The sequence below is a fragment of the Xanthomonas floridensis genome, from assembly GCF_001642575.1.
GTDB classification, from domain to species: domain Bacteria; phylum Pseudomonadota; class Gammaproteobacteria; order Xanthomonadales; family Xanthomonadaceae; genus Xanthomonas; species Xanthomonas floridensis.
The window spans coordinates 1-14,284 of sequence record NZ_LXNG01000020.1 but is presented as its reverse complement, the minus strand read 5'-3'; the positions used below and the strand labels follow the sequence as shown (position 1 = coordinate 14,284).

Genomic DNA, 14,284 nt, shown 5'->3' with positions numbered 1-14,284 from the left:
GTCGCAGCTGCGCAGGCGGTGGTCGTCACTGCTTTAGGTCACCGAATAATTGCTCCCGCGCCGGCCGCCATCTGCCCCCGCCCCCGACTTCCGGCACATGGGACAGATACAACAGCGCTTATATATTTGTGCCATGAGCACCCCCACTCCTACGCTGGGCACCCTGGTCCGGCACTTGATCGAGCTGTTGGACGGCGATCTCGAAGCGGTCTATGCGGCCTCGGGGCTTGCCTGGCGGCCGCGTTACACGCCAGTGTTGCGCGTGCTGATGCGGCTGGGCCCTGCGTCGATCAAGGTGCTGGCGCAGGAGATCGGCATCACCCACTCCGCCGCCAGCCAGACCGTCGCGCAGATGGCCAAACAACGCCTGGTCGTACTCAAACCCGGTGCCGATGCGCGCGAACGCATCGTCGTACTCACCGCCAGGACCCGGCGCCTGGTTCCGGCCCTGGAGCAGCAATGGGCGGCCACCAATGCGGCGGCGGCACACCTCGATGCCGAACTGTCGGTGCCGCTGTCGGCCGTCCTGGTCGAGGCGATCGACGCATTGCACCGGCGCTCGTTCGCAACCCGCATCACCGCAGCCACTGCTGTAGCCCCCGGCACCTCCGCGCCATGACCGCTGTCTCCACAAGGAATCGCACATGCATGCAATGACGCAATCAGCACCCCGCATCGCCGCACCTGCCACGCATGCGCCCCAGGCCATTGTGCTGGGCGAGCACGGCATCCTGCGTCCCGGCCGCCTGCGCTGGCTGCGCGCATCCGCCTGGGCCGTCGCGTTGTTCTTTCTGGTTGCCATTCCCACCGGCGTGGTGACCCGGTTTCTTGGCAGCTTCTGGCCGAAAAGCAACGCGCCTGTGCAATTCGCTGTCAGCGTGGTGGGCGCGCTGCTGGCGCTAGGCATCTATGCGCTGGCCGTTCGCCTGGCCGAACAGCGCAAGCCCTCGGAGATCGCACTGCGCCCCATGCTGCCGCAGCTGGGGATCGGCCTGCTGGCCGGTGCGGCGATGTTTTCCGCCGTCATGGGCATCATGGCGCTGTTCGGTCTTTACGATATCCAGCCAATCGGCCCGGCATCGGCATGGACGCCACTGCGCAAGGCATTGCAGGCCGGCGTCGTGGAAGAACTGATGATGCGCGCGGCGATCCTGCGCCTGCTTTGGCGCGCATTCGGCCCCTGGACCGCCTTTGCGGTGTCCTCTGCGGTGTTCGGGCTCAGCCATCTGGGCAACCCGAATGCCACCGTCGTCGCCGCGATCTGCATTGCCCTGGAAGCCGGCGTCATGCTGGGTGCGTTCTACGCGCTCACCGGCCACGTGTGGGTATCGATCGGGGCGCATATCGCCTGGAACTTCACCCAGGGCTATCTGTTCGGTGCAGCCGTCTCGGGCATCGCGCCGGACCAGGCGATCGCCCGCAGCACGCCGAATACGGCCATGGCCGATGTACTGACCGGCGGTGTGTTCGGTCCCGAGGCGTCGCTGCCTGCGGCATTGGTCTGCCTTGCACTGGGCCTGGCGGTCGTCTGGAAGGCATGGCGTTCTGGCAGGTTCGCAGTGCGCTGATCGGGAATCGGGAATCGGGAATCGGGAATTGGGAATTGGGAATTGGGAATCAGGGATCGGGGATCGGGGATTGGGAATTGGGGATCGTCCCAATCTTCGTTGCGTAGCTGGCCCCGAACTGGGTTGTGGTTGTGGTTGTGGTTGTCGTTGTCGTTGTCGTTGTCGCCTCAACCCTGAGGCATGGCGGTCTCGACAATTGCAGCGGAGTACTTCCGCCATGCGACGCGCTGCCAGGCACCCTGGTGGCGCGTCATCAGCGCCAGGCGCTGCGGCCTCGGCACGCGGCTTCCACCACATCTTGCCAAGGCCCACACATGCCAGCTCCTAGGCTGCGGCATCGATCATCGTGCCGACACGCAGCGCATCCCGCCTGCGGTCGCGCGGTACGCGCAGAGGTGCTTATGGCTTTGATTCATTCCATCCTGATGGGCGCGGTCGCCGGCATGCGCTCGATGACCCCGCTTGCTGCGGTGACCAACGCCGCGCGCAGCGGCAAGCTCCCACGCGACAACGGCGCCCCCCGCCTGCTCGCCAATCCGCTGGCATCGGCCGGCATGCTCGCATTGGCCAGCGGCGAAATCGCCGGCGACAAGATGAAGACTGCGCCCGACCGCATCGTGTTGCCGGGCATGATCGCGCGCGTGGCCACCGGCATGATTGCCGGCGCCGCCCTTGCGCCCCGCCACCAGCGCGGCCTGGCTGCCGTGCTGGGCGCCACCGCTGCGGTCGGTGCCGCCTACCTCACCTTCAACCTGCGCATGCGCGCCATTGAACGCTATGGCCAGACCAGCACCGGCGCAGTGGAAGACGCCATTTCAGTCGGCGCGGCAGCGTTGATCGTGCGCAGTGCCGCCGAGGAATGACCGCTTCGCTGTCGCACGTGTTTGTCGCCAGGCGGCAGACACGTGGCGCAGCATCCGGCCACGTGCTGCACCGCGCGGTCGCTGCCGGGCAGGCATTTCAGGCCTCGCGATGGATGGCGCACAACTTGTTGCCATCCGGATCGCGCACATAGGCCAACCATGTCGGCCCCATGCGGCTGTCGCGCAGCCCCGGCGGATCTTCGATGGACGTGCCGCCCGCGGCCACCGCCGCATCATGGAATGCCTGTACCTGCTGCGGCGATGCGCAGCCGAAGCCCACCGTGGTGCCGTTGCCGCTCGCAGCGGGGGCGTCGTCGATCGGCTGGCTGACGCAGAACGTGCTGCCTGCGTGCCGGTAGAACAGGCGCAGATGCCCGGACTGTGCAGTGTCGACAATCGGCGCAGGCGCGCCGAAGACGCCGCCAAGCACCGCGTCGTAGAACTGCCTGGAGCGGGCGATATCGTTGGTACCCACCATCACATGATTCAGCATTGCGTGTTCTTGTCTGTCTGAGCCCGACAGCTTAGTCAATCTGCCATGCGTCCGCCCAGATGCAGCTGGGCAGCTGCATCGTCTGGACCGCCGCTGACCAGCACTTGCCGCGCCGCCGTGCCAGGGATCAGCCTCCCTGCAGATCGCCACGCCCATGCGGCGCGGTGAGATCGAGCACCGGACCCATCGGCACGATACCGGTGGGGTTGATCGTGGCGTGGCTCTGGTAGTAATGCCCCTTGATGTGCTGGAAATTGACGGTCTCCGCAATCCCCGGCATCTGGTAGAGCTCGCGCAACAATCCCGATAACTGCGGGTAATCGGCGATCCGGCGCAGATTGCACTTGAAGTGTCCCACGTACACCGCATCGAATCGCACCAGCGTGGTAAACAGCCGCCAATCGGCCTCGGTCAAGGTGTCGCCGCACAGATAGCGTTGCTGGCTCAGGCGTGCCTCAAGCCAGTCCAGCGACGCGAACAGCGGCGTGACCGCATCTTCGTAGGCCTGTTGGGTGGTGGCAAATCCCGCCTTGTACACGCCATTGTTGACGGTGTCGTAGACGCGCGCATTGATCGCATCGATCTGCGTACGCAACCGCTCCGGATAATAGTCGCCTGCGCGCGCGCCCACGGCGTCGAACGCGCTGTTGAACATGCGGATGATATCGGCGGACTCGTTGCTCACCACCGTCTCGCGCTCGCGGTCCCAGAGCACTGGCACCGTGACCCGCCCGGAATACTGCGGATCGGCCTTGAGGTACACCTCGTACAGACGGCGCGCGTGATTGACCGGGTCTTGCACGACACCCGGGCCCGGCTCGAACGTCCAGCCGTGCTCGCCCATCAACCAGTTCACCACCGACACGTCGATCAACGACTCCAGCCCTTTCAGGCGGCGAAAGATCAGGGTGCGATGCGCCCACGGGCAGGCCAGCGAGACATACAGGTGGTAGCGCCCTGCCGCCGCCAGGAATCCGCCCTCTCCGTGCGGGCCCGCAGCGCCGTCGCGCGTCACCCAGTGACGAAACTGCGATTGCGAGCGCTCGAAGCGCCCATCGCTCTTGTCGGTGTCATACCAACGGTCTTGCCACTTGCCTTCGACCAGCAGGCCCATGGTGCCTCCTTCCGCACATCAACAGGTGCCCACGGTAGCCCAGCAGACCTGGAGAGCATGTGAGTCGCCACGCTGTTGGACGCAGATGCGTTCGCAGTCGCCACCAGGCACTCCATGCGCCGGGACAGGCTGCGCGCGGCCTGTCCCCATACGCGTGCCATCTGGCAATCACCGATGTGCCGGACGGCACCATGGAGCAGGCCTGCGCCTTCTTGCAGGCCTAGGTAGTCGGATCCTGGCGAACTGCCCCGGAGTGCAACCTGTCGCCTGTCGGGCTGCCGGGTGTGCTGTCCGGCCGGCCGATTGGCGCCGCCACCCTAGAATCGGCGAAAATGTCCCCGCGGCTGCCCGATCGCTGGCCGCCAGCCGGCAGCACTGCCGTCCTCACCTGTTGCCTTCGCGCTTTCGCGGCTGCCCGCCGCCGCCACGGCCCGTACCGCTTTTTCCCGGATCTGCCTTGAACACCAACGCCCCGCCCTTGCCCGCCGACGACCTGCCGCTTACCGACCGCCTGCGCGCCGCGCTGGACCTGCTGGAGGCCATCGAGGCCGACCGCAGCGTGCTCGACACCCTGCCCGAGGCCGACCGCGTGCGCCTGCACCAGGTGGTGGCCAAGGTCTATCACCCCGAGCCCAAGGCACGGCGGCAGTTGCTCAAGCAGCGCGAGCGCGAGCGGCATCAGGAAAAGGTGCGCAAGGCCGAGGCATTGCTCGAGCAGCGCGGTATCCGTGCCCTGCGGCGCAAACCGGTGTTCAGCACGCCCAACTTCTTCCCGCCGCATGCCGCCGGCCTGCACGACGCGCATAACGGCGAGAACGCGTCCGCAACGCTGGAGCCGCTGCATTCGCCCGAGCTGCGGCATTGCTACGTGTGCAAGCAGAAGTTCACCCAGCTGCATCACTTCTACGACCAGATGTGCCCGGCCTGCGCCGAGCTGAATTTCTTCAAGCGCACCGAAACCGCCGACCTGCACGGTCGCGTGGCGTTGCTGACCGGTGGGCGGGTCAAGATCGGCTACCAGGCCGGCTTGAAGTTGTTGCGCGCCGGTGCCGAGCTGATCGTCACCACGCGCTTCCCACGCGATTCGGCTGCGCGCTACGCGCAAGAGCCGGATTTTGCGCAGTGGGGCCATCGCCTGCAGGTCTTCGGCCTGGATCTGCGCCACACACCCAGCGTGGAAGCGTTCTGCAGCCAGTTGCTGGCCACGCGCGAGCGGCTGGATTTCATCATCAACAACGCCTGCCAGACCGTGCGCCGCCCGCCGCAGTTCTACGCGCACATGATGGCCAACGAAACCGCCGCGCTGGATGCACTGCCGGAAACCGTCCAAAAGCTCGTTGGCCATTACGAAGGCCTGCGCACGCCCGAGCTATTGCGCGACGCCTCGGCCACCGCACTGCCGGCCGTGCACGGGCGCGGCCTTGCCGATGCCGATGGCCTCACCCGCGCCGCCGAGCTGTCGCAGGTCGCGCTGCTGGACGACGAGCTGGTCGGGCAGGAGCACCTGTTCCCCGAAGGCCGTCTCGATCAGGATCTGCAGCAGGTCGACTTGCGCGGTCGTAATTCCTGGCGCCTGCTGATGGCCGAAGTGCCGTCGGTCGAGTTGCTGGAAACGCAGCTGGTCAACGCCATCGCGCCGTTCATCATCAACGCACGCCTCAAGCCGCTGATGCTGCGCACGCCCGAGCGCGACAAGCACATCGTCAATGTCTCGGCGATGGAAGGCCAGTTCTACCGCAACTTCAAGACCACCCGTCACCCGCATACCAACATGGCCAAGGCCGCGCTGAACATGATGACGCGCACCTCGGCGGCCGATTATCAAAACGACGGCATCCACATGAACAGCGTCGACACCGGTTGGGTCACCGACGAAGATCCGGCCGACATCGCCGCACTCAAGGTGCAGCAGGAGCGTTTTCACCCGCCGCTGGACATCGTCGACGGCGCCGCCCGCATCGTCGACCCGATCATCCACGGCTTCAACACCGGCGAGCACGTGTGGGGGCAGTTCCTGAAGGATTACGCGCCGACGGATTGGTGAGTGGCAATACCGGGCCACGCATCCAGGACAGATGCGTGGCCCATGCTGGCAGCGCGGATGCGCTATACGTGGCAGTGAAGCGCTGGCGGGATGGCGTCGTGAATCAGCGCCGACGCGACGGCTCGCATCCCACGCCATCATGATCGCGATCCAGATGCGGGCCGTATCCTGGATCGCCGCGCCGCACCGGTGCAGCACCCGCTGCACGCGCTTGTGCGCAATTGCGGAAGACCGTCCCCGCCGATGGCATCCACGCGGACGGATCAACCGGCTCTGCAGCGGCCGCCGGTTTGCCTTCGCCACTGGCGGCGCGGTGACAGTGGTAGCCACCGTGCTTGCGGTCGTTGTGGCAGCCCTGCTTGTTCAATCCACCCGGATGCGCGACAGCTGCAGGGGTTACCCAGGCAATGGCGCTGATACACGCGGCCAGCAATGACAGGCGTAATGGCATCGAATCAAGCATCCGGGAATCGCCACTGCCAATCGTGCAGCGCCTGCGCTGCACCTGTCCTGTTTCTGCTGCGACGATGGGCTGCAGTCACTTGCAGTCTTTGGCAACCGGCGCCACATCCACCGGGCTGACCCGACCATTGGCATCCACACGGTTGACCGCCAACGTGCACACCGAGCTACGAAAATCCAGGTTCAGGGCCACTTCGTAATCTGCGCCCGGCTCCGGGACAAACGTGGATGCAAGCAGTGCGCCGCAGCTCCAGCCAACGTGGTATCCAGGCGCCTGATTCCAATGTGCCGGCGAACTCGCACCAGCCTCCACAACGACCGGCTTACCCGGCTCGATCGCGTATTCCTTGTAGAACGGCTTGGAGCCGATCATCTTCCGGTCGCCCAGACGACGCACATTGTCCGTCTCCGGGATGCCGATCGGCTCATTCTTCACCGAGCCCATCAACGACCCGAAAGCGCTCTTCAGCGAGCCGGATGCGCGCACCTTCTCGCCATACTTGGCCGTGCACACCGCATCCTTGTACAGCACGATGCCAACGCCATTCTGACCAAACATCCGGATGCGCGCGCCGGCACCTTCGGTGGATGAGGACGCAGGCTCTGCGGCCATGGCAGGCATCGCAGACGCCAGAGACAAGATCAGCAATCCACGCAATACGTTCAACGCACTCTCCACTATCCGACGATTCCATTGAGCTTGCGATAGCGGCGCGATGTGCCGGTTCTTGATCACAGACGATGACTTGAGCTGAAAAATGCGCAGCAGCGCACGAACAGGCAGCGCATCCGCGCCGGGCGGCACGGCTCCCGCCCGCGATCGTTCCCGCTCACGCGGTTGCCCGGACCACTGGCATGATGATGCCCGCACGTTGACCACTGACGCACAGGAGGCACGGATGTCACAACACGCCATCGAGGAGTTCATCGAGCGCTGCATCCAGCTGGTCGATCGCGGCAGCTTGAGTCGCACGCACACGGCAGCGCTCATGTGTGGCTTGCTGGGGCTGCAGGCGCGCTACGACACCGGCCTGACCTGGTTCCGCGTGCACACCGAGCTACTGCGCCATGGCGTGCTGGTGCGTGCAGCCGCCGAGGACATCGACGATGCGCCCCTGCGCGCGCAGGCCCTGGCCGCCGAAGCGCCCGGTTGGCTGGAGGACGCACAGGGCGAGGTCTATCTGCAATGGCAAGACCAGGCACGCGTGGTCTACTGCCGACCAGACACCGGCCACACGCTACCGCTGGCAGAAGTGTTCGGCGACGTTCTGAACCTCGCCCACCAGGCCGATGACAGCGCGTTGTTCACCGACTGCTACGGCCTGTTGGTCAACGGCTGGCTGGACGAGACCTTCAACGCTGCCGACGGTATCGCCCCCACCCTGGACGGCCTGCTCGCTTCCGACACCCTGCGCGCCATCCGTGCGCTGGCCGCACTCCGCGGGCTCACCCCTCGCCGTGGCGCGCCCGAGGACCTGGCCGTGCCGCAGCTGGCCGACAGCGGCACCTCCGGTGAGATCGAGCGCGAGATGGGTCTGCGGTTTTTCCTGCAGCCCAAGCGCACGCCTGCGGCGTTACGCACTGCGCGTGACAAGGCCCGACGTCGGCAGGTGCGTCTGCGCGAGCTGCTCCCGCAACTGGTGGAGCAACACCTGGGCACATCGCTGCGCGCTGCCGGCTGGTCTGATGTCGCGGTTGAAGCGAGCCATCGTTGGCAATGGATCCGCGACCACGATGGCAGCCGTCAGTGTCTGTGGGCCAGCTATGACCCGACCCTGGGCGAGCTGATGGTCCAGGCGGGGCTGCAGCATGCCCGCCTGCTGGCCTGGCAGCAGCGCGCCGCGACCACGCAGCTGCATGACCTGCATTGCGTGGCCGATGCGGCCACCTTCCTGGGCAAGCAGGTCCTGGACAGCGCGGACGTGGGCGACTACGGCGGCTGGGCACTGAATCCAGCCCATAGCGATGCCGTGCTGAGCGCTGCCCTGGCTCGTCTGGCGACGGCACTGCCCGCACTGGATGTGCACTTCTTCAGGCGCATGACCGATCAGCTGGCCGGCCCCTGGTTCCAACGCTCCGCCGACACCTGGCTGCAGCTGCTGGAACACGGCGACGACAACGGCGTGGTGCCGCCCGAGGTGATATTCGCCAGCCCGGACAGCGTGCTGCTGGTATTCGTGTTCTTCCACCTGGAGTGCGGCGAACAGACACGTGCCAACGCACATGTCGAACAGTTGCGCCAGCGGCTGGCCGCACGCGCCCGTCCAACTGTCTGGCATCGCCAATGGCTGGCGCCATTTCTGCAGCAGTGGGAGCACGGGGCAGGCACTGCGCCCATGCCACCGCTACTGCACCCACTGCTGCTCGATCACCTGCGCGCAAACGATGGCGCCTGATTGCCGCACCACGCCGTCGATACGCGGCTGGCGCAGCGGTGCCGTGTACCGAGGCCGTGCAGTTCAACATCTTGCTGCCGCAAGCCGCGGCGCCGCGCAGGCAACGCGGTGCCGCATTCCAAGGCCTTGTCCGCTTGCAATGCCGGCAGCGCACAGGCATCGCGCACAGCCCCTCAATAGCGTAGCGCCTCCGCTGTGGGTGCCACCGGCGCAAACCGCGCCTTGCTGAAGTCATGCAGCAGCCGAGCCGCCTGCTCGCCCTGCTCGGGACAGCGCCGGAAATCGCTTTTGCACAATCGATACAGGCAGCCGCCTTGCGCGAACACCAGGTCGCCGCCATCCCAATCGGCCCAGTCGGTACCGGGCAACTCCACCAGCACGGCGCCGTCGCGATCCAGCACGCGATGATCCATCGCATACCACGCATCGTTCTGGCGCCCCACGGCATGCAACAGCGATTGCAGCCGACGCCCGCCACTGCCGTCTTTCTCCCACACGCGTGGGCGCGTGAAGCCGTAGAGCGCGCCGCTTCGCAAACCGCCGCGTTCGCCCTCACCGCCGTCGAGCGTTCGCCAGCCAGCGCGCTGCCGCAGCATGCTGTCGATCGGCTCGTCTTCGCCACCGCCGGACCATTGCCCGAACGGCCGCACCGTCATCCCGTGCTTCAGACCGAAGCCGGTCGGCAGCGGAAACGGCTCCCGGCCTGCCTGCGGGCGATGATTCAACAGCAGCGTCTGCTCGTCCTCAAACGCACCACCGCCGCCCCACGCATCCCCCTTGGGCCAGAGCGCCAGCGCGGTGAAGAACGGTGGGCGCGACAGTGCGGTCCAGGTTCCGAAATCGCCCTTGTGCTTGGCCGCGAAATACACCAACAGCCGCCCCGACGGCGACAGATCGCAACGCCGTTCGTAGATGCGGCCCTTGAACCACTGCCCGTGCGCAAACGTGTCCGTGCGCAAGTCCCAGCGGATCAGCTGCACCTGCTTGCTGGGCCCACGCCGGAAGATCACCCCGGTGCGTGCGTCCCGCGCCAGCAGGACATACAGCCGCGTGGCCGGGGTGAACCTGTCTTCCATCTGCGATGTCGATTGCATCTGCATCCTCCGTGGATTGACGCTGCTCCCGCACCGATGCAGTTCAGCCACATCTGGCTGCAGGCAGCACGTATCGCAGCCGCCACACGGTGTCGTGCCGATTATCGAGCCCGGGCAACAGAGCGCAAGGTCTGCGCTGCAGGCATTCCGCGGTCGCGCCCTGGTGTGTCGCGTATGCGTTGCCTGCTAAGGGGCACCGATCACCTCGCGGGTTATCCTTTGCTCCGAACGCAGCTGTCTTTTTCGCCTTCTGCGAGGAACCGCACCTGAGCGAGGTCACCCGTCGTCAGTTTCTCGAAGCCAGCCTCGTCGCCCTGGCCACAGCGGGCGTGCTCGGCGCCTGCACCACGCAGGACACCACCCTGCAGACGCGCTGGACGCACTGGCAAGCGAAATGGCGCTGGATGGAAGCCATCGCCCGCAAGCGCCGTTGGCAGGTGACGCCGCTACGGATCGCCCCGCCTGCGACAGAACGCCAGCTGCTATCGCTCGAACGCCGTCACCGCCTGCCGATCCCCGCCCAACTGCGTCGCGTCCTGCGCGAGCTGTCGGCGGAGGTGAGCTTCGGCTGGTACGTGCCCTCGCATCTGCGCGCGATGGAACAGCAAGACCTGCCGTCGATGAGCTGCAATCGCGACACGGTGTGGAGCCTGACGCACATCGATACGATGGCCCTGCCCGTCTTCCTGGACTGGAAGCAGGAGCTGGCCACGCGCGATCTGTCCGAGGCACCCAACAGTCCTGCACTGTGGGAACACCAGTTCGCTTTCTACACCCTCATCAACGGCGACTGGCTGACCATCGACACCACGCATGCGGATCCGGCCAGGCAACCGGTACGCTATTTCTCGCACGAACTGGAGATGCTGCACGGCCTGGCGCTGGCGCCGGACTTCTTCAGCTTCATCACCCAGATGTCGGCGCTAGGCATGGCCGGCACCGAATGGGCCTCGTGGATGCGCTTCGGCAACGGCCAGAAAGACGACACCTTCTACCTGGATACCGGCAACCAGGGCTCAACGGCGTGGCTGGCCTGGCTGCAACGCGACCCGGCGCAACCCGACCCCGATACGCCGCCGCTGCCGATCGTGGAGCGCAGCGCTGCCGATCGCGCATTGCTGGACGCCGCACGCGCCAATTCGCTGACCGGCATCGCTGCCGCATTGCTGGCAGGCGCCGTCCCAGACTGCACGCCGGACAGCGACTGGCTGATGGAACACACCGCTTCAGACCAGGAGTTTTCCACCTCCATCAATTACGCCACCCGGCACAACAACACGGCGATGATCGAGCGCCTGCTCAAGGCCGGCGCAACGCTCAATACACGGCTGCTGCCGCTCAATACCGCGGTCAAACACGGCACGCTAGCCACCGTGCGCTGGCTCATCGCGCACGGCGCACGCGTCAACGGCTGGGCCAATCAGCGGTACTGGCCGCTGCACGACCTGGTAGTCACCCGCGGGCCGATCGCCGCAATGACGCGCGCGCACTACCGCCAGCACCTGATCGACAGCATCAGCATCGGCAGCCTCGACTCACTGGATGGCATGATCGCCCAAGCCAAGGACGCACAGACCCGCGCGCGCTATCGCGCCGCCAAGCGCGCCCTGCAGCAGGCCAGCGAGGAGGCGGTGAAAGACGTCGACAGCAAGCTGCGCAACCACCTCAGCCTGCAGGACTATCTGGACATGCTGGAAGCGCTGCTGGACGCCGGCGCCGACCCGGACGCACGCTGGGACAACGGCACCACCATGCTCGGCTGGGGCGGCGTGGCCACCGCACGCGTGCTGCTGGCACACGGCGCCGATCCCAACGCACGCGACATCCACGGCACCACGCCGCTGCACACCGCCAGCACCGGCGAAAAGGTGCGCGTGCTGGTCGCCGGCGGCGCCGACATCAACGCGCAGGCCATCGCACAGAACACCGACGACTCGCAGCACTACACACCGCTGCAGTCGGCGCTGCTCTCCCACACGCTCGATGACGACAGCCCCATCACCGCGCTGCTGGAACTGGGCGCGGACGCCACCCGCACCGACGCCGATGGCCGTTCGTCGCTGGCCTATTGCTTCCAGCCGGACCTGGTGCGCCTGATCATGAGCAAGGGGCTGGACCCGCTGGCCCTGCAACCGGGCCAGCAAACCCTGCTGCATAACCTCACCGCCCGTCACTGGCTCCCGCGCCACACGTTCCCGAAGGAAGTGGCCTTTCTCGATTTTCTGCTGAGCCTGGGGATCGACATCAACGCGCGCGACGCCAGGGGCCGCACCCTGCTGCACTACGCCGCCGAACATGAAAGCAACGATGAGAGCGTGCCCAACTACGCGCTCGTCCTGGCCCGGGGTGCCGACAAAACCATCAAGGACAACGATGGCAAGCGCGCCGTCGACCTGTTTGCCACCTCGCTGCAGACGGTGCGGGCGGCATTGCGGTGATGTGCATCAAGGGTGATGCTGATGTCCATCGCTCCATCACCTCCAGGACACCACAGCAAACGCATGGATAGGAAAAACAAGATCCCCCTTCTGACGCTGGCCTGCCTGGCATCTACGGCACTTGCCACCACGCTGAGCCCCGCGCAGCCGCCTGCCGGCGCGCCCGAATTCGCACCAACCTTGGACGACCCCACAGCAAGCGTCGCCCTGGTGCCCGGCGAATACATCACCGAAAAGGGATGGGGGCATCTACTACTGACCAGGCACAAGCAATCGCTACGATTTTCGTTGGAAAGCACCACTAGCCAAGCCATGTGCTTCCTGGAAGGCGTGATTGATGGAAGACAAGGCATTGCCACAAGCGAGACGGGCCCCACGGATTGCCAAGTGCAATTCGCGAACACCGCCGAAGGTATCGACGTGACCACCACCACGCCGGTCGAGTGCAAGTCCTTGTGCGGCTACAACAGCAGTTTCGAAGCACCCTACCTGCGGGCCAAGGATGGTTGCAGCCGCAACGCCCTTGCCCGCACGCGCGCGGCTTTTCAGCAGCACTACGACCGCAAGGACTACAGGACGGCATTGACCACCCTGTCCCCGGTACTGGCGCAGTGCGCGCCAACACTGGAATGGGGAGAGGAGGGAGATCTCCGCAATGACCTGGCAATCACTCAATACAAGAACGCGCTATATGCGCAGTGTCTGGAAACCTTGAATGCCTACGCCGAAGACGCGGCGGCAGACGACGACGCAGTGATGGAGAACTGGCCACCGGTCCTTGCGGATCGCTATCTGGCGATCGTACGCGCAGCGCGAGCCAATCTTGCGTTATGCAGGAAAGGGCTGGCCAATCAAAGGAACTAGAGCATTTTCAACCGGTCACACGTGGCGTGAGGCTCAGCTCGTCGCGATACCAGCATACACCTGCAGAACCTCATGCCTGGCTTGCGCAGATTCGCAAAGTCGACCACGGCTCAGCCCACCTGCGCTGCCTTTTGAAACGCGATGGGCCCTTGATAGCCCGGAGACTTCTTCTTGATCAGGATGCGATCGGATGGCGTGACACAGCTGCCCTCAAGGGAATTGCTCACATGTGCCTCATCCACGAAGAACTCTTCATAGGGCAACGGCAGCACGGATGTCTCTCCGTTGCGGTCGAACTTCAGCAACAGGCTGTCCTCACGCTCGAAGCAAAGCCGCTTCCAAGCAAAAGTTGTCAGCTTGCCGGCTTCAACCACAGCCGAGTCCTTGCCGGCCAGCAGCGCCACAACATGTTCGGAGAACTGTTTTTTTGAGATCGGCGGCTCGGTCATGGCGCATCCTGCAAAGGTGGCAACAACCACTGCAGCCGATGTCGAAACGTAAGAACGGAAGATAGCGAATGACATACGGAGCGGCCCCTTCCTGCGGTAGAGCGATGTTTAACCAGAAGCGCAATGCACGCGCATCTTGGCAGGAGTAGCGACTTTCCCTCCTGATAAATTCCGGACCCAGGCAACTAAGCAAGTCGTTGACATCCTGATCGGGCAACTACATCAAATTTGAGTAGTCACCGATCTGATTGCAGATCTCCGAGGGCGGATCATCCACCTTGACGACTCTTCGCAATCCCTTCTCCAACTCCCCCTCAGGGGCGACGACATGATAGACGAGATAGAACTCCTCTCGACTTTTCCAGAGGCTAAGGAAGGTCTGAACAACTCCATCTGATACTGCCACAATGGATCAACGAACCGAGCGGACGATCTCGATGCAGCTGAGCTTTGGCGACGCGGAGTACAACGGCAAGCGCAAGCAGACACGGCGCGAGGT

At 65.1% G+C, this 14,284-nt stretch carries 13 protein-coding genes; 7 read left to right on the top strand and 6 right to left on the bottom strand.

Features of this window, described 5'->3' with window-relative positions; genetic code table 11:
• Positions 1-133: 133 nt before the first annotated feature.
• The 3 genes from A7D17_RS12420 to A7D17_RS12410 all read left to right on the top strand — a co-directional run bounded on the left by A7D17_RS12420 (position 134) and on the right by A7D17_RS12410 (position 2,431).
• On the top strand, positions 134-619 hold the full coding sequence (locus A7D17_RS12420; protein WP_082861941.1) for a MarR family transcriptional regulator: 486 nt from the start codon (positions 134-136) through the stop codon (positions 617-619).
• A gap of 34 nt (positions 620-653) precedes the next feature.
• On the top strand, positions 654-1,568 hold the full coding sequence (locus A7D17_RS12415) for a CPBP family intramembrane glutamic endopeptidase (RefSeq protein ID WP_064509371.1): 915 nt from the start codon (positions 654-656) through the stop codon (positions 1,566-1,568).
• Between the two features lie 401 nt (positions 1,569-1,969).
• Positions 1,970-2,431 carry a membrane protein gene (locus A7D17_RS12410; RefSeq protein ID WP_029218863.1) on the top strand — a complete coding sequence of 154 codons (462 nt, stop codon included), beginning with the start codon at positions 1,970-1,972 and terminating at the stop codon, positions 2,429-2,431.
• 97 nt (positions 2,432-2,528) lie between these two features.
• On the opposite strand, the gene A7D17_RS12405 is transcribed toward A7D17_RS12410, so the two are convergent.
• The gene (locus tag A7D17_RS12405; RefSeq protein ID WP_064509370.1) at positions 2,529-2,924 is read right to left on the bottom strand and encodes a VOC family protein; all 396 of its coding nucleotides are present in this window, start codon (positions 2,922-2,924) and stop codon (positions 2,529-2,531) included.
• A gap of 127 nt (positions 2,925-3,051) precedes the next feature.
• Positions 3,052-4,038: a glutathione S-transferase family protein gene (locus A7D17_RS12400; RefSeq protein ID WP_064509369.1), complete on the bottom strand. Its 987-nt coding sequence runs from the start codon at positions 4,036-4,038 to the stop codon at positions 3,052-3,054.
• Between the two features lie 457 nt (positions 4,039-4,495).
• Here A7D17_RS12400 and A7D17_RS12395 point away from each other — a divergent pair, with 457 nt between their 5' ends.
• The gene (locus A7D17_RS12395; RefSeq protein WP_064509368.1) at positions 4,496-6,082 is read left to right on the top strand and encodes an SDR family NAD(P)-dependent oxidoreductase; all 1,587 of its coding nucleotides are present in this window, start codon (positions 4,496-4,498) and stop codon (positions 6,080-6,082) included.
• 103 nt (positions 6,083-6,185) lie between these two features.
• On the opposite strand, the gene A7D17_RS25250 is transcribed toward A7D17_RS12395, so the two are convergent.
• Together A7D17_RS25250 and A7D17_RS12385 are read right to left on the bottom strand one after the other, a co-directional pair.
• Entirely contained in the window at positions 6,186-6,533 is a 348-nt protein-coding gene (locus A7D17_RS25250; protein WP_095522604.1) for an excalibur calcium-binding domain-containing protein, read from the bottom strand.
• Positions 6,534-6,620: 87 nt separating this feature from the next.
• Positions 6,621-7,166: a hypothetical protein gene (locus A7D17_RS12385; protein ID WP_239692180.1), complete on the bottom strand. Its 546-nt coding sequence runs from the start codon at positions 7,164-7,166 to the stop codon at positions 6,621-6,623.
• 277 nt (positions 7,167-7,443) lie between these two features.
• On the opposite strand from A7D17_RS12385, the gene A7D17_RS22865 reads away from it, so the two are divergent.
• Complete coding sequence (locus A7D17_RS22865; protein WP_082861938.1) at positions 7,444-8,940, top strand: hypothetical protein; 1,497 nt, start codon at positions 7,444-7,446, stop codon at positions 8,938-8,940.
• 173 nt (positions 8,941-9,113) lie between these two features.
• Here A7D17_RS22865 and A7D17_RS12375 read toward each other — a convergent pair whose 3' ends face one another.
• A complete protein-coding gene (locus A7D17_RS12375; protein WP_239692178.1) occupies positions 9,114-10,034 on the bottom strand; it encodes a hypothetical protein in 921 nt (306 codons plus the stop codon).
• Positions 10,035-10,363: 329 nt separating this feature from the next.
• Between A7D17_RS12375 and A7D17_RS12370 the strand changes: the two genes are divergently transcribed.
• Positions 10,364-12,472 (top strand): ankyrin repeat domain-containing protein, encoded by a 2,109-nt coding sequence (locus A7D17_RS12370; protein WP_064509366.1) that lies wholly within the window; start codon positions 10,364-10,366, stop codon positions 12,470-12,472.
• A 21-nt stretch (positions 12,473-12,493) separates the two neighbouring features.
• A complete protein-coding gene (locus A7D17_RS12365; protein ID WP_239692177.1) occupies positions 12,494-13,336 on the top strand; it encodes a hypothetical protein in 843 nt (280 codons plus the stop codon).
• Positions 13,337-13,446: 110 nt separating this feature from the next.
• Here A7D17_RS12365 and A7D17_RS12360 read toward each other — a convergent pair whose 3' ends face one another.
• Positions 13,447-13,785, bottom strand: coding sequence for a hypothetical protein (locus A7D17_RS12360; RefSeq protein ID WP_181142448.1), 339 nt, complete (start codon positions 13,783-13,785; stop codon positions 13,447-13,449).
• Between the last annotated feature and the right edge of the window lie 499 nt (positions 13,786-14,284).

Excerpts from the sequence above, each read along its gene's own strand:
- A7D17_RS12420 (WP_082861941.1), top strand. The coding sequence starts at position 134 with ATGAGCACCCCCACTCCTACGCTGGGCACCCTGGTCCGGCACTTGATC.
- A7D17_RS12415 (WP_064509371.1), top strand. The coding sequence starts at position 654 with ATGACGCAATCAGCACCCCGCATCGCCGCACCTGCCACGCATGCGCCC.
- A7D17_RS12410 (WP_029218863.1), top strand. The coding sequence starts at position 1,970 with ATGGCTTTGATTCATTCCATCCTGATGGGCGCGGTCGCCGGCATGCGC.
- A7D17_RS12405 (WP_064509370.1), bottom strand. The coding sequence starts at position 2,924 with ATGCTGAATCATGTGATGGTGGGTACCAACGATATCGCCCGCTCCAGG.
- A7D17_RS12400 (WP_064509369.1), bottom strand. The coding sequence starts at position 4,038 with ATGGGCCTGCTGGTCGAAGGCAAGTGGCAAGACCGTTGGTATGACACC.
- A7D17_RS25250 (WP_095522604.1), bottom strand. The coding sequence starts at position 6,533 with ATGCCATTACGCCTGTCATTGCTGGCCGCGTGTATCAGCGCCATTGCC.
- A7D17_RS12385 (WP_239692180.1), bottom strand. The coding sequence starts at position 7,166 with ATGCCTGCCATGGCCGCAGAGCCTGCGTCCTCATCCACCGAAGGTGCC.
- A7D17_RS22865 (WP_082861938.1), top strand. The coding sequence starts at position 7,444 with ATGTCACAACACGCCATCGAGGAGTTCATCGAGCGCTGCATCCAGCTG.
- A7D17_RS12375 (WP_239692178.1), bottom strand. The coding sequence starts at position 10,034 with ATGCAATCGACATCGCAGATGGAAGACAGGTTCACCCCGGCCACGCGG.
- A7D17_RS12365 (WP_239692177.1), top strand. The coding sequence starts at position 12,494 with ATGTCCATCGCTCCATCACCTCCAGGACACCACAGCAAACGCATGGAT.
- A7D17_RS12360 (WP_181142448.1), bottom strand. The coding sequence starts at position 13,785 with ATGACCGAGCCGCCGATCTCAAAAAAACAGTTCTCCGAACATGTTGTG.